General features: G+C 57.0%; 22 protein-coding genes. 16 read left to right on the top strand and 6 right to left on the bottom strand.

Features of this window, described 5'->3' with window-relative positions:
• Nucleotides 1-96: 96 nt before the first annotated feature.
• Nucleotides 97-1,113 carry a LacI family DNA-binding transcriptional regulator gene (locus PSES9_RS0116950; RefSeq protein WP_029529617.1) on the top strand — a complete coding sequence of 339 codons (1,017 nt, stop codon included), beginning with the start codon at nucleotides 97-99 and terminating at the stop codon, nucleotides 1,111-1,113.
• On the opposite strand, the gene PSES9_RS0116945 is transcribed toward PSES9_RS0116950, so the two are convergent.
• The 4 genes from PSES9_RS0116945 to PSES9_RS0116930 form a co-directional block, all read right to left on the bottom strand.
• Nucleotides 1,110-1,739, bottom strand: a complete 630-nt coding sequence (locus PSES9_RS0116945) for a LutC/YkgG family protein (RefSeq protein WP_010488957.1) — start codon at nucleotides 1,737-1,739, stop codon at nucleotides 1,110-1,112. The genes PSES9_RS0116950 and PSES9_RS0116945 overlap by 4 nt on opposite strands.
• Entirely contained in the window at nucleotides 1,736-3,169 is a 1,434-nt protein-coding gene (locus PSES9_RS0116940) for a lactate utilization protein B (RefSeq protein WP_010488955.1), read from the bottom strand. The genes PSES9_RS0116945 and PSES9_RS0116940 overlap by 4 nt, the downstream gene beginning before the upstream one ends.
• A complete protein-coding gene (locus tag PSES9_RS0116935; RefSeq protein WP_010488952.1) occupies nucleotides 3,169-3,945 on the bottom strand; it encodes a (Fe-S)-binding protein in 777 nt (258 codons plus the stop codon). The genes PSES9_RS0116940 and PSES9_RS0116935 overlap by 1 nt, the downstream gene beginning before the upstream one ends.
• A gap of 119 nt (nucleotides 3,946-4,064) precedes the next feature.
• On the bottom strand, nucleotides 4,065-4,964 hold the full coding sequence (locus PSES9_RS0116930; protein WP_029529616.1) for a LysR substrate-binding domain-containing protein: 900 nt from the start codon (nucleotides 4,962-4,964) through the stop codon (nucleotides 4,065-4,067).
• Nucleotides 4,965-5,137: 173 nt separating this feature from the next.
• Here PSES9_RS0116930 and PSES9_RS0116925 point away from each other — a divergent pair, with 173 nt between their 5' ends.
• The 4 genes from PSES9_RS0116925 to PSES9_RS0116910 all read left to right on the top strand — a co-directional run bounded on the left by PSES9_RS0116925 (nucleotide 5,138) and on the right by PSES9_RS0116910 (nucleotide 10,237).
• Nucleotides 5,138-5,881, top strand: coding sequence for a class II aldolase/adducin family protein (locus PSES9_RS0116925; RefSeq protein WP_010488948.1), 744 nt, complete (start codon nucleotides 5,138-5,140; stop codon nucleotides 5,879-5,881).
• Nucleotides 5,882-5,961: 80 nt separating this feature from the next.
• Nucleotides 5,962-7,350 (top strand): YjiH family protein, encoded by a 1,389-nt coding sequence (locus PSES9_RS0116920; protein ID WP_029529615.1) that lies wholly within the window; start codon nucleotides 5,962-5,964, stop codon nucleotides 7,348-7,350.
• Between the two features lie 132 nt (nucleotides 7,351-7,482).
• Nucleotides 7,483-9,219, top strand: coding sequence for an amidohydrolase (locus tag PSES9_RS0116915; protein ID WP_010488945.1), 1,737 nt, complete (start codon nucleotides 7,483-7,485; stop codon nucleotides 9,217-9,219).
• Nucleotides 9,220-9,271: 52 nt separating this feature from the next.
• Complete coding sequence (locus PSES9_RS0116910) at nucleotides 9,272-10,237, top strand: CobW family GTP-binding protein (RefSeq protein WP_010488943.1); 966 nt, start codon at nucleotides 9,272-9,274, stop codon at nucleotides 10,235-10,237.
• Between the two features lie 431 nt (nucleotides 10,238-10,668).
• On the opposite strand, the gene rne is transcribed toward PSES9_RS0116910, so the two are convergent.
• On the bottom strand, nucleotides 10,669-13,713 hold the full coding sequence (gene rne, locus PSES9_RS0116900; protein ID WP_029529614.1) for a ribonuclease E: 3,045 nt from the start codon (nucleotides 13,711-13,713) through the stop codon (nucleotides 10,669-10,671).
• Between the two features lie 847 nt (nucleotides 13,714-14,560).
• Here rne and rluC point away from each other — a divergent pair.
• The 3 genes from rluC to sppA are packed head-to-tail and all read left to right on the top strand — an operon-like array spanning nucleotide 14,561 to nucleotide 17,184.
• Nucleotides 14,561-15,514: a 23S rRNA pseudouridine(955/2504/2580) synthase RluC gene (gene rluC, locus PSES9_RS0116895; RefSeq protein ID WP_010488940.1), complete on the top strand. Its 954-nt coding sequence runs from the start codon at nucleotides 14,561-14,563 to the stop codon at nucleotides 15,512-15,514.
• On the top strand, nucleotides 15,507-16,199 hold the full coding sequence (locus tag PSES9_RS0116890; protein WP_010488938.1) for an HAD-IA family hydrolase: 693 nt from the start codon (nucleotides 15,507-15,509) through the stop codon (nucleotides 16,197-16,199). The genes rluC and PSES9_RS0116890 overlap by 8 nt, the downstream gene beginning before the upstream one ends.
• Complete coding sequence (sppA, locus tag PSES9_RS0116885; RefSeq protein WP_010488936.1) at nucleotides 16,189-17,184, top strand: signal peptide peptidase SppA; 996 nt, start codon at nucleotides 16,189-16,191, stop codon at nucleotides 17,182-17,184. Before PSES9_RS0116890 ends, sppA begins: the two co-directional genes overlap by 11 nt.
• 181 nt (nucleotides 17,185-17,365) lie before the next feature.
• Here the strand turns inward: sppA and PSES9_RS0116880 are convergent, their stop codons facing one another.
• Complete coding sequence (locus tag PSES9_RS0116880; RefSeq protein WP_010488934.1) at nucleotides 17,366-17,944, bottom strand: Maf family protein; 579 nt, start codon at nucleotides 17,942-17,944, stop codon at nucleotides 17,366-17,368.
• 241 nt (nucleotides 17,945-18,185) lie between these two features.
• Between PSES9_RS0116880 and PSES9_RS0116875 the strand changes: the two genes are divergently transcribed.
• The 8 genes from PSES9_RS0116875 to pabC all read left to right on the top strand — a co-directional run bounded on the left by PSES9_RS0116875 (nucleotide 18,186) and on the right by pabC (nucleotide 24,680).
• Nucleotides 18,186-18,713, top strand: a complete 528-nt coding sequence (locus PSES9_RS0116875; RefSeq protein ID WP_010488932.1) for a YceD family protein — start codon at nucleotides 18,186-18,188, stop codon at nucleotides 18,711-18,713.
• A 12-nt stretch (nucleotides 18,714-18,725) separates the two neighbouring features.
• Nucleotides 18,726-18,908 carry a 50S ribosomal protein L32 gene (rpmF, locus tag PSES9_RS0116870; protein WP_010488930.1) on the top strand — a complete coding sequence of 61 codons (183 nt, stop codon included), beginning with the start codon at nucleotides 18,726-18,728 and terminating at the stop codon, nucleotides 18,906-18,908.
• Nucleotides 18,909-18,910: 2 nt separating this feature from the next.
• Complete coding sequence (plsX, locus tag PSES9_RS0116865) at nucleotides 18,911-19,921, top strand: phosphate acyltransferase PlsX (RefSeq protein ID WP_029529613.1); 1,011 nt, start codon at nucleotides 18,911-18,913, stop codon at nucleotides 19,919-19,921.
• A gap of 107 nt (nucleotides 19,922-20,028) precedes the next feature.
• Nucleotides 20,029-20,967, top strand: a complete 939-nt coding sequence (gene fabD / locus PSES9_RS0116860; RefSeq protein ID WP_010488925.1) for an ACP S-malonyltransferase — start codon at nucleotides 20,029-20,031, stop codon at nucleotides 20,965-20,967.
• Nucleotides 20,968-20,981: 14 nt separating this feature from the next.
• Nucleotides 20,982-21,725: a 3-oxoacyl-ACP reductase FabG gene (gene fabG, locus PSES9_RS0116855; protein WP_010488924.1), complete on the top strand. Its 744-nt coding sequence runs from the start codon at nucleotides 20,982-20,984 to the stop codon at nucleotides 21,723-21,725.
• Nucleotides 21,726-21,920: 195 nt separating this feature from the next.
• Complete coding sequence (gene acpP / locus PSES9_RS0116850) at nucleotides 21,921-22,154, top strand: acyl carrier protein (protein WP_010488922.1); 234 nt, start codon at nucleotides 21,921-21,923, stop codon at nucleotides 22,152-22,154.
• A 466-nt stretch (nucleotides 22,155-22,620) separates the two neighbouring features.
• Entirely contained in the window at nucleotides 22,621-23,865 is a 1,245-nt protein-coding gene (gene fabF, locus PSES9_RS0116845) for a beta-ketoacyl-ACP synthase II (protein WP_010488919.1), read from the top strand.
• Nucleotides 23,865-24,680 carry an aminodeoxychorismate lyase gene (pabC, locus tag PSES9_RS0116840; RefSeq protein WP_010488918.1) on the top strand — a complete coding sequence of 272 codons (816 nt, stop codon included), beginning with the start codon at nucleotides 23,865-23,867 and terminating at the stop codon, nucleotides 24,678-24,680. Before fabF ends, pabC begins: the two co-directional genes overlap by 1 nt.
• Nucleotides 24,681-24,682: the final 2 nt, after the last annotated feature.

Raw genomic sequence — 24,682 nt, 5'->3', positions numbered from 1 at the left:
CCGCGAGTCATTCGCGGCCAATCTACAATGGTCGGCGGCTTGGCCAGCATGGATAATAGCCGCAGCTGGATCAGGTAAATATCACGGGACCAATGCGTGACCAAGAATAAACCCACCGTACAGGATGTCGCGCGGTTAGCCGGTGTCTCCGGCATGACCGTGTCGCGGGCGTTGAGCAAGCCCGAACTGGTATCGCAAGCCACGCGTGAACGCATCGATCTTGCAGTGCGTGAGCTCGGTTATGTGCCCAACCTTGCGGCCAGCGCCCTGGTGACTCGGCGCAGCGGTGTGGTCGGCGCGCTGTTTACCACCATCACCAATCCAATTCTGGCGACCACCATTGAAATCCTGCAGCAGGGCCTGAGCAAGGCTGGCCTGCATATGTTGATTGGTGAAACCCGCTTTTCGCCGGAAGAAGAAACCCAAATGCTCCGCGCCTTTCTTGGTCGTCAGCTTGATGGCTTGATTTTGGCCTATGGCTATCACACGCCAGAAACCCATGAGCTGTTGGCGGCGGCGCGAATTCCGGTGGTCGAGTTGTGGGACTTGCCCGAGGGCGATAATCCGCGCCAGCCAGTGGGCCAAGTCGTTGGGTTCTCGAACTGGCAGGCGGGCGCTGCAGCGGGGCGTCACCTGGTTGAGTGTGGCTATCAGCGGCCCGCATTCTTTGGCTTTGATGATGCCCGTGAGGACTTGCGCTGGCAGGGGTTTCGCCATGCGGTGATGCAAGGCCTGGCAGTCGAGCCGTTGCGCTTCAAGACGTCGGCGATTCCGCATATCGATGATGGAGTCGATGTGATTGAGCGCTTTGCACGCGGTGAGCTTGAGTTCGATGGGGCGTTCTTTACCAACGACATGCCCGCCATCGGGGCTTTGTTCAGTTGCCAGCGCCAAGGGATCAATGTGCCAGGCGAGCTCGGTATCTGCGGCTTTGGCGACCTGCCCATTGCCCGTGTTGCGACGCCGACACTGACCAGTGTCAGGGTGCCGGCCGAGCGGGTAGCTAACGCCACAGTTGAGCTGCTTACGCAAATGATCAAAGGCGAGGGCGCAAGCGTAGGGCAGGTTGATGTTGGCTGTGAATTGATCGCTCGTGAGTCAACCGCGCGCTAGTCAATCAGCAGTATATGCACGGCCCTTGGACCATGTGCGCCATAGAGTAATTGCCCGCCGATGTCTGCGGTGCTTGATGGACCGGTGATCAGCTGTACCGCCTGGGCTGTGCCTTCATCTGAGCGGCTGAGCAATGGCCAGAGCTGGTCGAGTTGGCCGAGCAGGCGGGACTTGTCCAGTACCACCAGATGATATTCGGGCAGGAAGTTCAGCCCGGCAGGATTATCGGCATTTGCCAGCATCACCAGGCTGCCTGTCGCAGCGATACCAGCAAAGGCTTGAGCAACGCCGATAGGGTGGTGACCCTGGGCTGTGCCGACGTCTGTCTGCAGGCCTGTTTGTTGCCAGGGCAAGCTGGCCAGGGCCGGGGCAACCGCCAGCGGGCCATGCAGTTGATGTCGGGTGCAAAATGCTGCAACCGCCTCGGGTACCTGGGAAATATCAGCCAGTGTTTCGAGGGTCACGCCGGTCACTTCCAGGCGGGCAAGGAACTGTTGATACGGATCGATGCCGGCTTGGTTCAGGGCGATGCGCTCTTTGAATGGGTGCGGTTCGATGACCGAGTCCGCTTCGCGCCCAAGTGCCTTACGCACATTGGACAAAATGGCCTGGCGTGAGCTGCTCATTGTTCACTTCCGTTCTTGTCGGCTTGGCGCTGTTGCCAGAGTTGCTGAAAGGTTGCGCCCTGTGGCGCGGGCATATCGCGCTGCTCAGTCCAGCCGCGTGCAAGTGGCAGGCGGCTGAGTCGCCCGCGCTTGCTGCCCGCCCAGGCCATGGTGCGCGCGGCCATGGCTGTCAGCAGGCGATAGAGTCGTGGACGGCTGGCCAGGGCGGCCCAGAGTCCAATTCCCCAGCGTGTGGTGGTCGCGGTCAGTTGCTGTTGCCAGTGCTGGCTACGCAGTACGCGCATCATGTCTGGCAGGGGGATTTGCATTGGGCAAAACTCCGCGCAGCGGCCATTGAGGGTGCAGGCGTTGGGCAAGTCGACCGTTTGTTCCAGGTTGGTCAGTTGTGGGGTCCAGATTGAGCCCATCGGCCCCGGATAAATCCATCCGTAGGCATGGCCGCCGACCCAGTTGTACACCGGGCAGTTATCCATGCAAGCCGCGCAGCGGATGCAGCGCAGCATTGGTCGAAACTCCCCGGCAAGCATTTCACTGCGACCGTTGTCCAGCAATACAACGTGGCATTGCTCCGCGCCATCGAGTTCGCCAGCGTTTTTAGTGCCGCCATAAAGGCTGGTGTAGCTGGTCAGGGGCTGGCCTGTGGCGCTGAGCGCGAGCAGTTGCAGGTGAACCCCTGCGTCTGCGCGGCTGGGCAAGGCTTTTTCGATGCTGGCCAGGACAATCCGCACCTTTGGCAAGAGGCTGGTCAGGTCGCCATTGCCTTCATTGGTGACCAGTACATGGCTGCCGTCTTCGGCAATCAGGAAGTTGGCCCCGGTAATGCCGACCTCTGCTTCGAAAAAGCGCTTGCGCAACAAGCGTCGGGCTTCGGCAAGCAACTCGGCAGGCTCGTGCAGGAAGCTTTCGCGGCCAAGGTCCTTGTGGTGTTCGTGGAATAAATCCTGCACCTGTTCCAGGGTTTTGTGGATTGCAGGGCCATTGATATGGCTTGGCGGTTCGTCGGCCAGTTGCAGGATGTACTCGCCAAGGTCGGTTTCGTAGCGTTCGATACCGGCGCGGGCAAGGGCATCGTTGATCCCCATTTCCTCGCCAATCATGGTTTTACCCTTGATTACGCTGCGGGCACTGGCCTGGCGGCAGATATCCACGACAATCTGCTGAGCCTGTTCGGGTGTTTGTGCCCAGTGCACCTGCGTGCCTTGCTTAATGGCTGCCGCCTCGTAGCGCTCGAGGTAATGATCGAGATGGGCCAGGGTGTGGTCCTTGATGGCCTTGGCTTGCGCGCGCAGGCCCTGGAAGTTGGCTGTCCCGTCGACTTGCACGCGGACATGGGCGGCGAAGTTGCGGTTCTCGGCCATAGCCGCCTGCAGGTTTGGCTCATGCAGTGCTGCACGGGCTGCAGATTTGAAATTAGCGGACGAGAGCTGCATCAGTGCATTTCCCCTTCGCCAATGGCCGGGATCTGGGTCATGCCCGCCAGCACTTCGGCCACATGGAATACTCGCACTGGGCTGCCTTCGCGGGTGAGTCGTCCGCTGATGTTCAGCAGGCAACCCAGATCACCGCCGACCAGAGTGTCAGCGCCGCTGGCCTGGATATTACTGACTTTCTGGCTGGCCATGCGGGCGGAAATCTCTGGGTATTTAACGCAGAATGTGCCGCCAAATCCGCAGCAGGTCTCAGCTTCTGCCATCTCCACGAGGCTTAATCCTTGCACCTGCTCAAGCTGCTTGCGCGGCTGTTGCTTGATGCCCAGTTCGCGCAACCCCGAACAGCTGTCGTGGTAGGTCACAGTGCCCTGATAGTTCGATTGCAGATCGGTTTTGTTTAATACATCGCTGAGAAAACTGACGAGCTCAAAGCTGCGTCCAGCCAGTTCCTGTGCCTGCGCCAGCCAATCAGGTTCATCGGCAAATAATTGCGGGTAATGCACTTTGACCTGGCTCATGCATGAGCCTGAAGGGCCAACCACATAATCGAACCCTGCGAATGCCTTGATAACCTGACGGGCCATTGCCCGTGCCTGATCAAAATTGCCACTGTTGAAGGCTGGTTGACCACAACAGGTTTGCAAGTCTGGAACCCGCACCTCGCACCCAGCTTGCTCAAGCAACTGGACGCTGGCAAAGCCGATGTTGGGGCGATAGAAGTCAACCAAGCACGTGTGAAGAAGCCCGACTAAAGGCTTGTCGCTGGATCTGGTCATGGTGGCCATATCGACGATATATAGAGGCAAACGAGTCTATGTTATCGATAACATAGCTGTCAATTTGTCCTCCAGGTGGATTTTGATGATGTTTTTTGCTGTTGCTGGAACGAGAGGGTTTAGGCTTGCTCGCGCCATTGCAGCAGCCATTGGGCGAAATGGCTGGCCTTGGCGTCACGGTTCGATTTTGGGGTCACAACGTAATACTTACCGCAGCTGAGTGGCGTTTGACAGGCAATTACCAGGCGCCCGGCTTCAACATCCTGGGTTACAAAGAGCCGTGGCAATACTGTGGCTCCCAGGCCGTGGAGCGCTCCATCAAGGACAAACTGGAAGTGTTCCAGGCGCTGGCCGGGCAGCATTTCAATTTCTTTCTGGCTCAGGCCCGCGTCATCCAGCCACAGCTGGGTCGATGACCTGAATTGTGGGGAGTGGGCAGCGTGGTGCAGGAGCGGGTAGCGCAGGATGTCGCGCCGCTGGATGATCTCGCCATGCTTTTCCAGCAGCTCCGGGGTGCAGACCGCGACCATCTCACCTTCCATCAGAAACTGCGAATCGAACTCTGGCCAGTTGCCGTCGCCATAGAGAATGCCTACGTCATAGCCTTCATGGCCGTCATACAGGCGGTGTAGATCGTTCATTATCTCCAGGTCGATTTCCGGATGCAGGCGTGCGTAGTCGCGCAGTTTAGGCAGCAGCCAGCGGGTGGTGAAGGAGGGTTCGGCACCGACCCGCAAATGCCCGGCATGGCTGCTTCGAACCTGGTGGGTCGCGGCTTCGATCTGGTCCAGCAGGAGGCTGATTTCCTGCACATACTGGCGGCCATTGTCGGTCAGTTGCAGTCGTTGCTTGACCCGTTCGACCAGCGAGCAACCGAGCATTTCCTCCAGGTTCTTGATCTGCCGGCTGACCGCACTTTGCGTCAAGTTCAGCTCTTCCGCGGCCTTGGTCACGCTCATGTGGCGAGCGAAGGCCGAAAAGCAGCTCAGGGAAATCATGCTGGGAAGTTGTCTGCGCACAATAGTTCATGACGTTATGGAATGACCTGGATAAGAATAAGTCGATATTCGCCGGTCCACAAGCCGCTTACTCTCGGCGCATTACATTAGCACGCAGCTGTAAGCAGACCTCGTGCGGTCAAATGACTGGTCGCAGGTTTTCTCAGCTCTGCCCAATCGTCTGAGGAGCTTTCATGAATAATAATTCGACCACAGAGCAAAGCCTGCGCACCGACTTGGCCGCCGCATATCGGCTGCTGCAACTCAATGGCTGGGCCGATCAGGTGTTCACCCACATCTCTGTGCGGCTGCCCTCGGATGAGCCGGCTTTTCTGATCAATCAGTACGGTTTGCTGCCTGAAGAGATTACCGCCTCCAACCTGGTCGGAATCGATGTCAACGGCAAAAAGCTCGATCCCGGCAGCCCCGAAGTCAATCCGGCCGGCTTCACCGTGCACAGTGCCATTCACATGCAGCGTCACGATGCGGTCTGCGTCATGCACACCCACACACTGGCAGGCATGGGTGTTGCTGCGCTGGAAGAGGGGCTGCTGCCGCTCAACCAGACCAACATGGCCTTCTATAACCGTGTGGCTTATTACGATTACGAAGGTATCCCGCTCGACCTGGAAGTCCGCGAGCGCATCGTAGCTGCCTTGGGTGACAAGAACTGCGCAATCATGCGTAACCACGGCTTGCTCACTGTAGGCCGCAGCGTTGCTGAAGCCTATTTCCTGATGTTCTACCTGAACAAGGCTTGTGAAATCCAGCTTGAAGCGATGAAGGCCGGGCGCCCCCTGATTATTCCCTCGGACGAAGATTGTGAAATGACCGCGCGTCAATTCGAGCACCCGGCATACCACCGGGAAAGTTTTGAACTTGTCTGGCAGGCAGAGTTGCGCCGCCTGGATCGTCTTGACCGCTCATTTAGAGACTGAACACCAGTACAACCCACCGGCTTCAAATATTAGAACTGCGTGCCAACCAAGCAGCACCACAACTATAAAAAGGTGACAACATGCTGGAATCAACCGAGACACAACCCTCATCAAGTCAAGATGGAGCACCCTTGGGGCCCTATACCACCAAGCAATTGCTGCGTTTTATCATCCCAACCCTGTTTGGCGTGTTGCTGTTTCTGACGCCAGTTAGTGTCGATGGGCGTATCACGGTGATGATTGCGTTCATCATCGACTATGTAAACGATGTGCTCAAACCCATGTTGGTGCCGGCCACCGTTGCCGTGGCGACTATTCCCAGCCTGATTACCTTGTTGGTGCGCTTTAGCCCGCTGAGAAACAATCCCAACCGTTTTGTTCAGCTGTTCAACCCAAGCCTGGCCTGGACTGCGGTCCGGGTAATTGGCGCGGTGCTGATGATCATGGTGTTCTTCAAGATTGGGCCTGAGTGGGTCTGGAGCCGTGATACGGGCGGGGTAATGCTCTATGACGTTGGCCCGGTGGTACTGGCAATTTATCTGCTTTCGGCTATTTTGCTGCCGCTGCTTACAGACTTTGGCCTGATGGAGTTTATCGGCACCTTGGTCAGTCGCGTATTCGAGAAACTGTTTGGCTTGCCTGGGCGCGCCGCAGTCGATTGTGCGGCATCCTGGCTGTCGGCATCGAGCGTGGGCATTATGCTGACAACCCAGCAATACCGGGGTGGCTTCTACACCAGTCGTGAAGCCTGCGTAATCTCGACCAACTTCTCGATCGTATCCATTGCCTACGCCTACCTGCTGCTCAAGCTGATCGGCATGGAGCATGTGTTTATCCAGTGGTATCTGTCGGTCGCGGTTACCGGGGTTATCTGTGCCCTTATCGTGCCTAAGCTGCCGCCGCTGCGTGGCAAGCTCGACAACTATGAACCCAGTGTTGGCAAGCAGCTGGCAACTGATGACGACAAGAGCCAAGGCTTGTTTGCCCTGGGCCTGAGCCGTGCAATCCAGCGCGCTGAAAAAGCCAATGGCCCGCTTGAGTTGATCAAGCAGGGCGTGCACATCAGTGCCGACATTGCGATTTCGGTCTACCCGGCCATGATGTTGATCGGCTGCGTTGGCCTGTCATTGATCAAGTACACCACGGTGTTCCACGTACTTTCGATGCCGCTCGTGCCTTACCTGGAATTGCTGCAAATTCCACAGGCCGCTGAAGCGGCGCCTGCGCTGCTGGCAGGGATTGTCGACAGCATCATGCCGTCGATCCTGGCTTCGGGGATCGAAAGTGAAATCACCCGCTTTGTACTGGTCGGCGTTGCGGTCACCCAGATCATTTTCTTCACCGAGGCGGCGATCATCCTGGTCCGGGCCAACTTCGGTTTGCGTTTGCGCGACCTGTTCATGATCTATCTGCTACGGGTGCTGATCTCCCTGCCGGTGCTGTCATTGATGGCTCACTTGGTGCTGTAAACCAGGCTTGTTTTTGGTGCTCCAGCAGTTTGTCCCGCACGCTGGAGCGCCTTTTTATTTCTTTGACAACAATCTGCCTGCTCCGATTTGGCTTGGCTGAGCCGCGGAGCAAATTGCTTCGAGGCGAATGCTATGGCGAAGTCCGATAACTACCTTTCCTCCAATATTCGCGGTGCAATCGGTGCCGCTGAACTGGTGCTGATCAACGGCCGAATTTATACCGTCGACGACCAGCAGCCCTGGGCTGAAGCCGTCGCGATCAAGCATGGTCGTTTCGTAGCGGTTGGCGATTACAACAGTGTGGCGCCCTTCATTGGCGAGCAGACCCGGGTGCTGGATCTCAAGGGGCGTTTCGCCATGCCCGGCCTGTACGACATGCATACCCACCCAGACCTGGCCTTGGCGCCGGGCTATTCGGGGGATCTGGCGATCGGCTTGAATGATCCGACACCAGAACAGGTCAAGCAGTCGGTGCTTGATTATGCTGCTGCGAACCCAGGTAATGGCTGGGTCTACGGCCAATATTTTGTGCGCTATACATTCAAGCAAGCTGGCCTGGTCGCGGATCGCGAGTGGCTCGATAGCTTTATGCCAGATCGTCCGGTGGCGATTCTGGATCGCTCCTGGGGTTGCATGATGGTCAACTCCAAGGCGCTGGAGCTGGCTGGTATAGATGCCGACACCATGGACCCGCGCCACGGTTATATCGAGCGCGACAGTATTACCGGCGAGCCAACCGGGATATTGGTTGACGGTGCCTATGCACTGATTCACGCCGCCATGCCACCAACCCCGCAACATGCACTGAAGCGCGCCTATCGCGAAGGGGTCCAGTTCCAGAGTGGCCATGGCGTGGTCGGCACCAAGTATGTGCATGTTTGCGAGCACCGTCTCAATGCACTGAAGTCGATTGATCAAGCCGGTGAACTGACCGTGCGTGTCGAGGCTGCAATTAGCTGGCAGGACGATATCTTCCCGGTCAAGCGGCGTTGGGAGTTGCTGGCTGGTGAGCGGCATTTCTACCGCAGTGCCCGGCTCAATGCCAATGCAGTGAAGTTCCACTTTGACGGCACACATGAGTCACGTTCGTCTTACCTGTCGAGCGCCTGGCCTGGCGAGAGCAGCTGGCGCGGCCACCTCAACCTGACGCCTGAACATATCAGCGACATGGTTGTGGATATGGATCGCAAGGGCGTGCGGGTGATTGCCCATTGCACCGGCGACGGCGCATCCGACTTGTTCCTCGATGCCGTGGCCGAAGCACGTCGGCGCAATGGCGACAGCGGTGTGCGTCACCAGTGTGCGCACAGCACCACCTTGCTCGACGCCAACCTGCCGCGCTTCGCCGAGTTGCAGGTAACCGCAGAATTTTCCCCTGTAGGCTGGTTCCCGTCTTCCTTTGCCAACGCCCGGGCGGTATTTGGCGAAGACCGCATGCAGCGTGCCTACAACTTCAAGGGTGTGCTGGAGGCAGGTGGTGTGGCGGTAATGGGCACCGACTGGCCGGTTTCCAGCATCAACCCCTGGATCGGCTTCGAAGCGATGATTACCCGCGAGAACCCATTCGGGGATGTAGAAGGGTGCTTCTATGGCAATCCGATCACCTTGGAGCAGGCCATTCGTGTCATGACCATCAATGGCGCCTGGTGCATGGGTATTGATGACAAGGCTGGCTCAATCGAGGTGGGCAAGTCGGCTGATTTGATCGTCCTTGATCGTGACCTGTTCGCCCAGAGCCCCAAGGGCAACATCCATAACACCCAGGTGCAGTTGACCTTGCTTGAAGGTGAGGTGATGTGGGATCGCCAGGGCGAGTTCGTAGATACCGACCATGCGGCCATCTGGCAGGGCGAGTTGCCCAACTTTTGATCCATGTCAGCAGGGCACTTGACCCTGCTGAAACCTGTTGAGGTTCAGGCTTATGAACAGAAGACAAAGCATCCCAGTCACCATCGTTTCCGGCTTTTTAGGGGCCGGTAAAACCACGCTGCTCAATCGCATCCTCAATAGCGATCATGGACTGCGCATGGCGGTGATGGTCAATGACTTCGGTGCGATCAATATCGATAGCCAGCTTATTGTCAGCCAGACCCAAACCACTGTCAGCCTCACCAATGGCTGCATTTGCTGCACGGTAGAAAGCGACTTGATCGAGCAGTTGAGCCGCATGCTCGATAGTCGGGAAAACCGCCCCGAGTACATTGTGATCGAAGCCAGCGGTGTATCGAATCCGCAGAAAATCGCCAATACCCTGCGCTATCCGCAGTTTCGCAATGCCTTGAACATCGACAGCATTGTTACTGTGGTCGATGCCGCTCAGTTCGATGGGCTCAAGGGAGAAATGGCGCAACTGGCCATGGATCAGCTCGATGCAGCTGACATTATCGTGCTTAACAAGATCGATCAGGTCAGCGATGAGCAGGTTTCAGCTTTGCGTGCGCGCTGGCTGTATCCCAATGTCCGCTTGTTGCAGGCGCAGCATTGCGAGGTGCCGCTTGAGTTGATCCTGGGTGTCGGGCGTTTGAGTGCAGGGCCTAAGCTCAAGCCGGTGACCACGGCCCGCGTGCTGGGGGCCGTACCCGAGCCTGATCATTCCTCGGTTTTTGCGACCTGGAGCTGGCGGTGTGAGCAGCCGCTCTCGCTCAAAGCACTGCGCCAGGCGCTGGCAGCCTTGCCAGCGAACATCTACCGGGCCAAAGGCATCTGCAATATCGCTGAGGCGCCACGGCAACGTAGCGTGCTGCATTTGGTTGGCAGTCGAAGCGAGATCAAGCTGGCCGAAGACTGGCATGACGCCAAGCCTTATAGCCAATTGATTGTTATTGGCACGCACGACGCGATCAATCCGGCGAACCTGCAAGCTGCATTTGAAAAGTGCATTGCATAGGCATTTGCTTGACTGGCAGGGCGTGGTGATGCTTTTGAGTCATGATCTGCCAGTGCGAATAACCGGTTGCTTAACTTTCAATTGACTCTCTGCTTGCTGGATCTGCGCTGGGCAAGCATCGTGTTGTCACGCTGATCAGTAGCGTGGAAGAGGCGTCATCCTTGCACCATTTGCAGCGCATCCAATTGCTCGGCCGGCAAGTTTCGCATTGGCAGGGGATTGCAGCCTTCTGTTGCCATGGCGCTCCTGAGCTTGTATGTAACCAAAGCTGATCAACCACCGCCAATTCAAAAAGGCAGTGAATAATCTCGCTGTGTAGGCTCTACACCTTATTCCATCCAGCTCGGAAGGGGGGTAAACCTAATTCAGGACGGGACAATGGCTATAAAAAAGGGACGCCGAAGCGTCCCTTTTTATTTTACTGAGTAACCTCAGGCTTGCGGTTTAGGCGCGTCTTCGGTCTGTTGCTCTTGAGCGTTCTCAGCTTCTTTTGCTTCTGGCTCAGCTGCTGTTTCAGTCGTCTCTGGAGCTTTTACCTGTTCAGGTGCGGCTTCAACAGGCGCTTGTACAGGAGCGGGAGCTTCAGCTGGAGCTGCTTCGGCGGCCTGGGCGGCTTCACGCGCCAGGCGTTCTTCTTCGCGCTTGCGGCGACGAACCTCGCGTGGGTCGTTTGGTGCGCGACCGTTGCTTGGAATGACCACTGGCGCTGGGGCAGGTGCTGCTACCGCAGGTTCGGCGACCGGCTCAGCAACAGGCGCTGCTGGTTCAGGTGCTTTAACTTCAGCGACTGGTTCAACAGTCTCTTCGGCTTTTGCCTCAACCACTGGCTCGGCAGTGACAGGCGCACTTGGTGCATCAGCTTCAGCTGCTGGCTCTGCTTTTGGCGCTTCTGGTGCTGCGACTTCTTCAGTGGCAGGGAGCACGATAACCGATTCGGCAGGTGCCGGTGCTTCTTCAGTTTTGGCCTCGGCCGGAGCGGCTTCGGTTTCAACTGCAGGTGCTTGCTCGGCTTCTGGCTTGCGGCTCTGACGCTGCGGGGCTTCAGCTGGCGCTTGAGCCTCGTCAGTGGCAGTGGCCTCAGTTGCAGCAGCCGGTTGATCGGCTTGTGTCGCGGCAGCAGTTGCAACTGCGCTAGCAGCTACGGCACTGGCGGCATCCTTGGCTTCGCTGTTTTCCTCGGCATTCTCGATCACATTGCCGTTGGCATCACGCTGACGCTCACGACGATTGCTGCGACGACGCTGACCGCGTGAACGGCGACGTGGGCGTTCGTTCTCGCTGCTGTCCTGATCGTCGTCCTGGGCATTTTCGTTGCTGTTCAGTTCTTCGTCTTCAGTCGCTGCTGCAGTCTGTTCTTTGCGTGGCTGGCGCTCTTCGCGCGGTTGACGCGGCTGGCGAGGTTCGCGTTGTGGGCGCTCATTGCCAGCTTCTTCAGTGGCGTTGTTGCCTGGTGCGTCCAGCGGCTCACGCAGTTCACGTACCTGACGCTCTTCACGCGGCTTGCGCTCGCGAGGAGGGCGTGACTGACGGTTTTCCTGTGGCTCACGAACTTCTACGGCATCGCGTGTCTGGCGCTCTTCACGTGGCGCACGCTCTTCGCGCGGCTGGCGCGGTTGGCGTTCTTCACGGGGTGCGCGTTCTTCGCGTGGCTTGCGCTCTTCGTCGCGGCCATCACGACGACCACCGCGGTTGCGGTTTTGCTGGCGACCATTGCGACGCTCGTCATTGCGCCCAGGGCGCTCCGACTTCTTCTCGATCACGACAACAGGCTGTTCTTCTTCCTTGGTCGCAAACAGGCTGACCAGCGACTTGACCAGGCCCTTGAACAGGCTTGGCTCGGTTGCAGCGGCAGCAGCAGGCACTTCTGCAGGGGTTGGTGCCGAGCGAGGCGGGGCTGCCTTGATCGCTGCTTCCTGGCGCACCAGGGTGCGGGTGCCGGTAGCTTGCTTTTCTTCTTCGACTTCAGCGGTAGCCATTTCATAGCTGGACTGGGTCGTTTGCGCTTCCATGCTGTCGTCACGCAGGCGCTGGACTTCAAAGTGCGGCGTTTCAAGGTGATCGTTCGGCAGGATGACAATGCGTGCACGGGTGCGCAGTTCGATCTTGGTGATCGAGTTGCGTTTTTCGTTAAGCAGGAAGGCCGCAACCGGAATCGGCACCTGGGCGCGAACTTCAGCGGTGCGGTCTTTCAGGGCTTCTTCTTCGATCAGGCGCAGGATTGCCAGCGACAGCGACTCAACATCACGGATGATGCCTTGGCCGTTGCAACGCGGGCAGACGATGCCGCTGGTCTCGCCGAGCGATGGACGCAGGCGCTGACGTGACATTTCCAGCAGGCCAAAGCGCGAGATGCGTCCAACCTGGACACGGGCGCGGTCGGCTTCAAGTGCTTCGCGGACCTTTTCTTCGACGGCACGCTGGTTTTTCGCCGGAGTCATGTCGATGAAGTCGATAACGATCAGGCCGCCGATGTCACGCAGGCGCAATTGACGCGCGATTTCTTCGGCTGCTTCAAGGTTGGTCTGCAGTGCGGTTTCTTCGATGTCGCTGCCTTTGGTGGCGCGCGCCGAGTTGATGTCGATCGACACCAGCGCTTCTGTCGGGTCGATGAAGATCGAGCCGCCGGAAGGCAATTTCACTTCACGCTGGAAGGCGGTTTCGATCTGGCTTTCGATCTGGAAGCGGTTGAACAGGGGAACGCTGTCTTCGTACAGCTTGATCTTGCTGGCGTACTGCGGCATCACCTGGCGGATGAAGCTCAGGGCTTCTTCCTGCGCTTCAACGCTGTCGACCAGTACTTCGCCGATGTCCTGGCGCAGGTAGTCGCGGATGGCGCGGATGATGACATTGCTTTCCTGGTAGATCAGGAACGGCGCGGCGCGGTCCTGGGAGGCTTCTTTGATTGCGCTCCACAGTTGCAGGAGGTAGTCGAGGTCCCACTGCATTTCTTCGCTGCTACGGCCCAGGCCAGCGGTGCGAACGATCAGGCCCATGTCCACTGGAGCATTGAGGCCGTTGAGGGCTTCGCGCAATTCGTTACGCTCCTCGCCTTCGATGCGGCGCGAGATACCACCAGCGCGAGGGTTGTTTGGCATCAGTACCAGGTAGCGGCCAGCCAGGCTGATAAAGGTGGTCAGGGCAGCGCCCTTGTTGCCGCGTTCTTCTTTTTCGACTTGAACGATAACTTCCTGGCCTTCACTCAACACATCTTTGATGTTGACGCGGCCATCGGGGGCTTTCTTGAAGTACTCGCGGGAGATTTCTTTGAGGGGGAGAAAGCCATGACGCTCTGAGCCGAAGTCGACAAAAGCGGCTTCCAGGCTAGGTTCAACGCGGGTAATGCGGCCTTTGTAGATGTTGGCCTTTTTCTGTTCGCGAGCACCGGATTCAATGTCCAGGTCATAGAGGCGTTGGCCATCGACCAGAGCAACACGCAACTCTTCAGGTTGAGTTGCGTTAATCAGCATTCTTTTCATGTAGTACCGTCGGTTTCCGTTGCATCGGAAGCGGCGTTCGGCAAACACGACGTTCAGAGTCGGTGTTAGGCGCGTCAGAAACGGTTGTAAGGCGTTTCATTGTCGAGCGACGGTCAGCCAATTGTGCTGGGCCGCGACGGACGTCTCCTGCTTGCTGTATGTGACAGTAAGCACTAAGTCAGGAGGAGGAATCAGCAACTGGTAGCGGACGAGATAAGGCGTCTTGATAAAGCTTATTGCTACGCAAGCCAGTTGCTGTACATCTCCACCTTACACGTATCGCTGAAAATCCTGTGCCGCTCGCAAAATCCGTAGCGGGTTGGCTATTACCGCAACTCACCAAAGGGGAGAGTTGCGCATCATTATGTTCGAGGCTTTATTTCCGAATTCTTCGAGGGCCCATGTGGCCTTGCTAGCTCTGAAGAACCCGTCGGACGGCCTTGCGTCCCAAATGGGTTGCGTTGGTTGGGATGGCAATTTAGCGAACATCTCCGAACCAGACCGCTTTTGGCGGCATTCGCGACTATAACAGCAATGATTAAGTGCTTCAAATCCATAAAAATTGTTATTATCGGTACAGGGTCTGCTCCCGTTTCATTGCGAGCCGCGTTGCAGTGTAAAATCTCGCGAGGCTAGGCTGAGGACGCTGGTAATGGTTGTTCCCTTGCCAAGTTCTCCAACACCGCATGGCGAGATTTTACGCGCAACCCGAAGAGACGGGCCTGTTTTAGTGCGATACTGCGTTTTTCGACACTTATTTGGAACAACCAAACTTCGTGTCTCGTGCCTTGTCTCGCGCTAAAGCAGGCTCCGGCGCGGCCGTGAACGAAACGAGAACAGACCCTTGATGACAAATCCTTCCCCTCCAACCTCCGGCGTACAGCTGATAGAGGTTGCGCCGGAACTTGCCGGCCAGCGCATTGATAACTTCCTGCGCACCCAATTAAAGGGTGTGCCAAAGACATTGATTTACCGCATCTTGCGTAAAGGCGAGGTGCGTGTGAATAAAGGTCGGATCAAGCCTGAATACAAAATACAGGTGGGCGATATCGTCCGCGTCCCGCCATTGCGCCTGCCCGAACGAGATGAGCCGGCGCCCCTGGCCTTGGGTTTGCTGGAGCGCCTTGAGGCGTCCATCGTCTATGAGGATAAAGCGCTGCTGGTGATCAACAAGCCGGCAGGCATTGCCGTGCATGGTGGTAGTGGCCTCAATTATGGGGTGATCGAGGCGTTCCGCCAGCTACGTCCTGATGCCAAGGAGCTTGAGCTGGTGCACCGCCTTGACCGCGATACCTCCGGTTTGTTGATGATTGCGAAAAAACGCAGCATGTTGCGTCATCTGCACGAAGCCCTGCGCGGCGATGGCGTCGACAAGCGCTACATGGCCTTGGTCCGCGGCAACTGGCCCACCGCAAAGAAGTCGGTTAACGCGCCGCTGCAAAAGAGCAACCTGCGTTCAGGCGAGCGCATGGTTGAGGTCAGTGACGAGGGCAAGGAGGCGTTGACGCGCTTTCGTGTGCTGCGTCGCTTTGGTGAGTTCGCCACCATAGTCGAGGCCAAGCCGGTGACGGGGCGTACCCATCAGATTCGCGTGCATGCCCAGTACGCCGGGCATTGTATCGCTGGCGATACCAAGTACGGTGATGATGATTTCAGTCGCGAAATTCGCGATTTAGGCGGCAAACGTCTGTTTCTGCACGCTTATGAGTTGGTCGTGCCGCTGCTGGATGGTGGCGAGCTTAAGCTCTCGGCCCCGGTTGATGACATGTGGGCGCGGACCGTGGAGCGCTTGAGTGTCTGATTATCGGTTGTTGATCTTTGATTGGGACGGCACTCTGGTTGATTCGATTGGTCGTATCGTCGAGGCCATGCACCGGGCTTCTGATGCCTGTGGCCTGGTTCGCTGCACTGATGATCAGGTCCGGGGCATAATCGGCCTGGGTTTGCCGGAAGCCATCGCGACCCTCTATGCACAGCTGGATACTGCTGCCATCGAGACCTTTCGTGGTGTCTACAGTACGCAGTACCTGGCGCTCGAAGCCGAGCCTTCACCCTTGTTCGCCGGGGTTGAGGAATCGCTTGAGGCCTTTCGCGAGCAAGGTTATTTACTTGCCGTGGCAACCGGCAAGGGGCGCCATGGCTTGCAGCGTGTGCTTCAGGGGCGAGGCTGGAGCGAATATTTTGATGCCACGCGCTGCGCCGATGAAACGGCGAGCAAGCCGCAGCCATTGATGCTTGAGCAGTTGCTGGCTGAGTTCGGCCTGCAGGCGAGTCAGGCGCTGATGGTGGGTGATTCTTCGTTTGATTTGCAGATGGCGCACAATGCTGGAATGGATTGCGTGGCTGTTGGGTATGGCGCGCAGCCTCTGGACGTTTTGCGCGGCTGCTCTCCGACGCTGGCGATTGAAGAGTTCATTGAGCTGCGCGCCTGGCTGCAAGGGCGTGTAGATAGTCAACGAGTTGAGGTAAGCAGTTATGTCGGATGAGTGGAATTTGCCTGAGTCAGGCCAAGCAAAAGAATCCAGGGAAGATGCGAAAAGCTGGAAGCTGCTGGAAAAGACCTTGTTGGCGGGCGTGCAAGAGCAGCGTCGTTCGCGGCGCTGGGGGATTTTCTTCAAGTTGCTGACCTTTATTTATCTGTTTGGGGCTTTGGTGCTGTTCTCGCCCATGCTCAAGCTCGGTAAGGCGGGGGAGGTAGGCGGTGCCCATACAGCGCTGATCGAGGTGCGTGGCGTTATCGCCGACAAGGAAGCTGCCAGTGCCGACAATATTGTTGGCAGCCTGCGCGCGGCTTTTGAGGATGAAAACACCAAGGGTGTGATCCTGCGTATCAACAGCCCGGGCGGGAGTCCGGTGCAGTCGGGCTATATCTATGACGAGATCAAGCGCCTGCGCGGCGAGCATCCGGATATCAAGCTGTATGCCGTTATCAGCGATATTGGCGCTTCGGGTGCCTATTACATCGCCAGCGCCGCAGATCAAATCTACGCCGACAAGGCCAGTCTTGTGGGTTCCATTGGCGTGACTGCGGCCAGTTTTGGCTTTGTTGGCCTGATGGACAAGCTGGGCGTGGATCGTCGTGTGTACACCTCGGGTGAGCACAAGGCCTTCCTTGATCCGTTCCAGCCGCCCAAGGCTGAAGAAACAGAGTTTTGGCAGGGCGTGCTTGATACCACTCACCAGCAATTTATCGATAGTGTGAAGAAGGGGCGTGGCGACCGTCTCAAGGTTGCTGAAAATCCGGAGTTGTTTTCAGGCTTGGTCTGGTCTGGTGAGCAGGCGCTGAAGCTTGGCTTGATTGATGGCCTGGGCAGCACCAGCTATGTGGCCCGTGATGTGATTGGGCAGAAAGAACTGGTCGATTTTACTGTGCAGGACTCGCCGCTGGATCGCTTTGCCAAGAAACTGGGCGCAAGCGTGGCGGAAAATATTGCGCTATGGATGGGCTTTCAGGGGCCGGCCTTGCGCTAGTCGCATCGCTTGGATTCAGCAAAAAAGCCCGGTTTTCCGGGTTTTTTGCTGTCTGGGTGCGATGTTCGGCAGGTTGGTTTCGTCGGGTGGATAACGCTTCTTTATCCGCCATTGGCAATGTCTGCGCCTGTATTGGATGGCGCTTTGATGGGCTGGCTTTGCATTGTCAGGCCCTGGCGGGTCAAGGGATTTGCCAGCCTTGCGCATGCAGCATGTCGACCAGGCGAATCAGCGGTAAGCCGATCAGGCTGTTGGCGTCGCTGCCTTCGGTGCTGCGAAACAGGCTCACGCCCAAGCCTTCAGCCTTGAAGCTGCCAGCGCAGTCGAGTGGCTGCTCGGCTTCCAGGTAGCGCTGGATCTGTTCTGGGGCGAGGTTGCGGAAGTGCACGGTAAAGGGTACGCAATCGACCTGGTATTGGCCGGTTGCGCTATTGAGCAATGCCAGGCCGGTCAGGAAGCTCACGCTCTTGCCGCTGGCGGCACTCAGTTGGCTAAAGGCCCGCTCCATGGTGTGTGGCTTGCCAAGGACCTGGTGATCCAGCACAGCTACCTGGTCGGAGCCAATGATGAGGTGATGTGCGTAGGTATTGCTCAGGGCGCGGGCTTTTTCCAGGGCCAGGCGCTTGACCATGTCGCTGGGTGTTTCATCATCGAGCCGGCTTTCATCGATATCTGGCGAACTGCAGCTGAATGCAAGGTTGAGTCGGCTCAACAGTTCGCGGCGGTAGGGTGAGCTTGAGGCAAGAATCAGTGGCAGCATGCGGGGCCTGTTTGTCTTGTGAAAACAGCTATAAATAAGTCGATGCTCATATAATGCCGAAAATTCTATATAAAGACCTTGCTGCTTTATATAGAAGGCTTTGAGTTGCTGTGGTCATGGCGATAAAACCGGCAAATATTGGCACCAAACTGACTTTGCCGAGGGTCGGTGGTCGTTTGTGCCGTAGATAAGCCTAATTTCCTTTGACAGGTACGGGTCTCATCCCTAGAATGCGGCGCCTATGTCGAATGGACCGATTCCACCTCACGTTGATCCGCGTAAGTTAGCAGATCGCACTGCCACCCTTGAGGGTGAGATTGCGCTTGCCGATTTACAAAGGCTCTGCAGCCCGCTTGCCGCTAACGACGGCAAGGTGCGCGCGAAGTTTTTCTTCGAGCGCGACGAGCGCAATGCTGTGGTTTTCCATAGCGAACTTGAGGTTGATGTCAAAATGGTTTGCCAGCGTTGTCTGGAACTGGTCGCTCTGCCGATCCAAAGCGCATGTGATTACGCTGTGGTGAAAGAAGGTGCGAATACCCAGTCTGTGCCGCAAGGCTATGACGTGCTGGAGTTGGGTGAAGATCCTTTGGATCTGCTTGCGCTGGTTGAGGATGAGCTCTTGCTTGCCTTGCCCATTGTCCCAGCTCATGACCCCGATGATTGCCAGCAGCCCGGTGGGCTCGATGAGCCTGAACCGAGCGAGGACGAGGTAACGCGGTCCAACCCGTTCAGTGTATTAGCACAGTTAAAGCGTGACCCAAACGTTTAGGAGTTAATTAGTATGGCTGTTCAGCAGAACAAAAAATCTCGTTCCGCCCGCGATATGCGCCGTTCCCACGACGCCCTCGAAGGCAACGCTCTGTCCGTAGAGAAGAGCACCGGTGAAGTTCACCTGCGTCACCACGTATCGCCAGAAGGCGTATACAAAGGTCGCAAAGTGATTGATAAGGGCGCTGACGAGTAATCTTGTCCGCTCCAATCATCGCGATTGATGCAATGGGTGGGGACTTCGGTCCTCACTGCATTGTTCCGGCAAGTATCGCTTGCCTGCAGAAATACCCTTCGCTGCATCTGGTCCTCGTCGGCCAATCCCCTGTTATCCAACGTCTGATTGACCAGCATCCTGGCATTGATCGCTCGCGCCTGAAAATTGTTCATGCCAGCGAAACCATTGCGATGGATGAGTCGCCTGCGCATGCCTTGCGCAACAAGACGGATGCCTCCATGCGCGTTGCCCTGGATCTGGTTGGTTCAGGCCAGGCGGATGCCTGTGTCAGTGCAGGCAATACTGGTGCGTTGATGGCGCTGTCGCGCTATGTGCTCAAGACACTGCCTGGCATTGATCGACCTGCGATGATTACTGCGGTGCCGACACAGCAGGGCGTGTGTTACCTGCTTGACCTGGGGGCCAATGTTGATTGTTCGGCTGAGAACCTGTCGCAGTTTGCCGTAATGGGCGCTGTTGCCGCCGAGGCGCAAGGTATCCGCGCTCCGCGTGTTGCCTTGCTTAATGTTGGCACTGAGTTGATCAAGGGTAATCAGCAGGTGAGGGCGGCGGCTGCGTTGCTGCAACAAAACAGCGGGCTCAATTATGTCGGCTTCGTTGAAGGTGACGGCCTCTATCGTGGCGTTGCCGATGTGGTTGTGTGCGATGGTTTTGTCGGAAATATCGTTCTCAAGTCCAGCGAAGGCTTGGCCAGCATGATCTCTGGGCGCTTGGCGGACCTGTTCAAGGCTAACCTGTTGACCCGTGCCTTGGGGCTAATGGTTTTGCCTCTGTTAAAGCGCCTGCAGGGCGAATTGGCGCCAGCACAGCATAATGGTGCAAGCCTGCTGGGATTGCAGGGTATTGTTGTCAAAAGTCATGGCGCGGCTGATCAAACAGGCTTTCAGAGTGCAATTCGCCGAGCTTTGGCGGAAATCGAAGAAAATTTACCGCAACGATTGCAGGGTCGCCTTGACGATCTGTTGCGCTAGAATGTGACTGCACTGGATGCTCGGACATCCAAGCGACAGCGTGTTGCGCGCAGGTTAGCTCCTGCGCCGACTTACCCGAGGTTAAAACAACACTAGGGATCTGTTTAATGTCTGCATCATTTGCATTCGTCTTTCCTGGCCAAGGCTCGCAGTCCTTGGCCATGCTGGCCGACCTTGGCGCCCAGCACACAATCATTACCGACACCTTTGCCGAGGCTTCCACCGTGCTCGGTTACGATCTCTGGGCACTGACCCAGCAAGGTCCGGAAGAGCAACTTAATCAAACCGACAAGACCCAGCCTGCGATTCTCACCGCGTCTATCGCTCTTTGGCGTTTGTGGTTGACTGAGGGCGGCGCCAAGCCGGCCTTTGTTGCGGGCCACAGTCTGGGTGAGTATTCAGCCCTGGTCGCCGCTGGCAGCGTTACGCTGGCTGATGCGGTGAAACTGGTTGAGCACCGTGGTCAATTAATGCAGCAGGCCGTACCTGCTGGCCAAGGCGGCATGGCGGCGATTCTCGGTCTTGAAGACGCTGATGTGCTGGCCGCTTGTGATGAAGCTGCGCAGGGTGAAGTGGTAAGTGCCGTGAACTTCAATGCCCCAGGCCAGGTGGTTATTGCCGGTAGTGCTGCTGCTGTGGCCCGCGCCATCGAAGTCTGCAAGGCGCGTGGTGCCAAGCGGGCCATGGCATTGCCAGTTAGCGTGCCCTCGCATTGTGCCTTGATGCGTCCGGCGGCTGAGCATTTTGCCGCGGCGGTATCGGCTATCGACTGGCAAGCGCCGCAGATTCCGCTGGTGCAAAACGTCAGTGCTGCGGTGGTAGCTGACCTTGATGTGCTCAAGGCTGATCTCCTGGCGCAGCTGTATAGCCCGGTTCGTTGGGTTGAATCTATCGTCTGCCTGTCCGAACAAGGTGTTACCGACCTGGTTGAGTGTGGCCCTGGCAAGGTGCTTTCGGGTCTGAACAAGCGTTGTGTCAAAGGCATCAACACCCACAATCTGGAAACCCCAGACGCTTTCGCTGCTGCACGTGCGGCGTTGGCCTGATTGAGGAAGCAAGTATGAGTTTGCAAGGTAAAGTTGCACTGGTAACCGGCGCCAGCCGTGGTATTGGCCAGGCTATTGCCCTTGAGTTGGGGCGTCAGGGCGCGGTTGTGATTGGTACTGCGACTTCCGAGTCGGGCGCTGGTCGTATCACTGAAACGCTCAAGTCCAACGGCATCGAAGGCGTTGGCATGATGCTCGATGTCTGCAGTGACGAATCAGTCACTGCAGTGCTGGAAAACATTCAGAAACAGTTCGGCCAGCCGCTGGTTTTGGTCAACAATGCCGGCATTACCCGTGACAATTTAATGTTGCGGATGAAAGACGATGAATGGTTTGATGTCATCGATACCAACCTCAACAGCCTGTATCGCCTGTCGAAAGCTGTTTTGCGGGGTATGACCAAGGCGCGTTTTGGTCGTATTATCAATATTGGTTCGGTAGTGGGTGCCATGGGCAACGGCGGACAGGTAAACTACGCTGCCGCCAAGGCGGGACTCGAAGGTTTCGGTCGCGCACTGGCACGTGAAGTAGGGTCGCGTTCGATTACAGTGAACGCGGTGGCACCGGGCTTTATCGATACCGATATGACCCGTGAGTTGCCGGAAGCACAGCGAGAGGCGTTGTTGACACAGATTCCGCTGGGTCGTCTGGGGCAGGCACAAGAGATCGCAAATGTTGTCTCTTTCCTCGCTTCTGATGGCGCAGCATATGTCACAGGGGCTACTATCCCTGTGAATGGCGGGATGTACATGAGCTAAATGTGACGGCGGTCTTCAGAAAACTGTCATAGGTTTTGTCTAAAATCCGTTATAAAGCTGCAACAGGTTTATAGACAGATCGTTGAAGTGTTTTTGGGGCCACCCCGCATTCAGCTTGAAATGCTAAAAACCCTTTATATACTGGCCGCACAGACAAGCTGCCTGGATTTGTCCAACTAGGAGTGAAAATACGGTATGAGCACCATCGAAGAACGCGTCAAGAAAATCGTTGCTGAGCAACTGGGCGTGAAAGAAGAAGAAGTAACCAACAGCGCTTCCTTCGTTGAAGACCTGGGTGCCGACTCTCTTGACACCGTTGAGCTGGTGATGGCTCTGGAAGAAGAGTTCGAAACCGAGATCCCGGACGAGCAAGCTGAAAAGATCACCTCTGTTCAGGAAGCTATCGATTACGTTACCGCTAACGCCTAACGTTTATCGTCGGTTACCCGATTAGAAAAAGCCGTACGGTCTTTATGTCCGTGCGGCTTTTCTTTAAGGATCATCTGAAAAGGTAGCGAGCGAAGATAGTACAAGGCGCAACGACCAACGGGAGTATCAGCTCAAGGCTGGCCCGAAGGACGAGCGCAGCGAGTAAAACACTGCGGAAAGCGGCCGGGATCGTGCTCGACTCTAGTGGCTCGCATGAGCATTCTGAGCAGTTTTTTAACGCGGCACGGGCTGCCCCGGTAATATCTAGCGCAGTAGTTTTTTAGTGATTTCTTAACTGGCTGTAAATGGCCTGTTCTTTTGGATTGCAGCGCGCAAAAGCTCGGCTTAACCTGCCTGGTAATACGCGAAGCCTTCACGGCACTGTTCAACAGCAACGTGATTGAGCGCTTGTTGCTCTCGCGTGGACTGCAACCGTGCTTTATAAAACAGAGTAAAGGAGATTGCTGTGTCGCGTAGACGCGTCGTAGTTACCGGTATGGGCATGTTGTCGGCGCTGGGTAACGATGTGCCGAGCAGTTGGCAGGGCATTTTGGCCGGAAAAAGCGGTATCGGCCCGATCGAGCATATTGATCTTTCTGCTTACACCACTCGTTTTGGTGGCTCGATCAAAGGCTTTGACGTCGAGCAGTACTTGTCTGCCAAAGAGGCGCGCAAGCTCGATTTATTCATTCAATACGGCTTGGCGGCCAGCTTTCAGGCCATGCGTGATTCCGGCCTGGAAGTCACGGATGCCAATCGTGAACGCATAGGTGTGGCGCTTGGCTCGGGTATTGGTGGCCTGACCAATATCGAGAACAGTTGCAAGGCGCTTCAAGAGCAAGGTCCGCGGCGCATATCGCCATTCTTCGTGCCGGGTTCGATAATCAATATGATTTCAGGCTTCCTGTCGATCCACCTGGGTTTACAGGGGCCGAACTATGCCATTGCAACGGCTTGCACTACGGGCACCCATTGTATTGGCATGGCTGCGCGTAACATTGCCTACGGCGAAGCTGATGTCATGATGGCAGGCGGCGCGGCAATGGCCGCGTGCGGCTTGGGCATGGGCGGCTTTGCTGCGGCGCGGGCACTGTCTACGCGTAACGATGAGCCAACCAAGGCCAGCCGTCCATGGGATGTGGACCGTGATGGCTTTGTCTTGTCCGACGGTGCTGGCACCCTGGTGCTCGAGGAGTTGGAGCATGCCAAGGCCCGTGGTGCGCATATCTATGCCGAACTGATTGGTTTCGGCATGAGCGGCGACGCCTTTCATATGACCTCGCCGCCAGAAGACGGTGAAGGGGCTGCCCGTTGCATGGTCAATGCCTTGCGTGATGCCGGCTTGAATCCTGACCAGGTGCAGTACATCAATGCCCATGGTACTTCGACAATGGCCGGCGACAAGGCCGAGATCGCTGCGATCAAGTCGGTGTTCGCCGATCACGCCTACAAGCTCAGCGTCAGCTCGACCAAGTCGATGACCGGGCACTTGCTGGGTGCTGCCGGCGCTGTCGAAGCCATCTTCAGCGTCCTTGCGCTGCGGGATCAGGTGGCGCCGCCGACCATCAATCTCGATCAGCCTGATGAGGGTTGTGATCTTGACCTGGTGCCGCACACTGCCAAAGAAAAACCGATCGACGTGGTGCTGTCCAACTCCTTCGGTTTTGGCGGCACAAATGGCTCGCTGGTGTTCCGTCGGTTTAACGATTGATGTTGAGCTGGGTCGACGGTCGCCCTGAAGAGTTGCTGTCGATCAAGGATCGCGGCCTGGCTTACGGTGATGGGCTATTTGAGACCATCGCCGTGACAGCCGGCCGCCCAGTGTTGCTGGAGCGTCACCTGAGCCGCATGGCCCAGGGCTGTGCGCGGCTGAACATTACGCTCGATCAATCCCTGCTGCGCAATGAACTGCAAGCTTTTTGTGCCGCGCTGGGTAATGGCATCGCCAAGCTGATTATCACCCGTGGCGATGGTCTGCGCGGTTATGCGCCGCCTGTGGCGGCCCAGTCGCGTCGTATCCTGCAAGGTTCGCCAGCGGCCAGCTACGCACCTGAAAATGCTCGAGAGGGCGTGCGTCTGTTTGCCTGCAAGACAAGACTGGCTGAGCAACCCCTGCTTGCCGGGATGAAACACCTCAACCGCCTTGAACAGGTGCTGGCGCGTGCCGAGTGGGATGATCCCGCTTACGCTGAAGGCCTGATGTGCGATGTTGGCGGTCGTGTAATCGAGGGTGTCTACAGCAATATTTTCATGGTCAGGGATGGGCGGTTGTCCACGCCTGACTTGAGCCGTTGCGGTGTGGCGGGGGTGATGCGGGCGGAACTGCTGGATCAGGCCGCGCAGTTGTCCATCCCATGCTCGGTGACGGATATCAGCCCCGACGAACTGCGCAGTGCCGACGAGGTCTTTGTTTGTAATAGCGTCTATGGCGTTTGGCCGGTGCTTGAGCTGCTTGATTGCCGCTGGCTGGCCGGGCCCATGACCCGTAGACTGCAGGCAATTGCTCGTGATTTATTGGATAGTTAATT

The sequence above is a fragment of the Pseudomonas sp. S9 genome, assembly GCF_000222125.1.
Lineage (GTDB): Bacteria > Pseudomonadota > Gammaproteobacteria > Pseudomonadales > Pseudomonadaceae > Aquipseudomonas > Aquipseudomonas segetis.
Note: the sequence above shows the minus strand (reverse complement) of the source record. Positions and strands in the feature narration are given on the sequence as shown.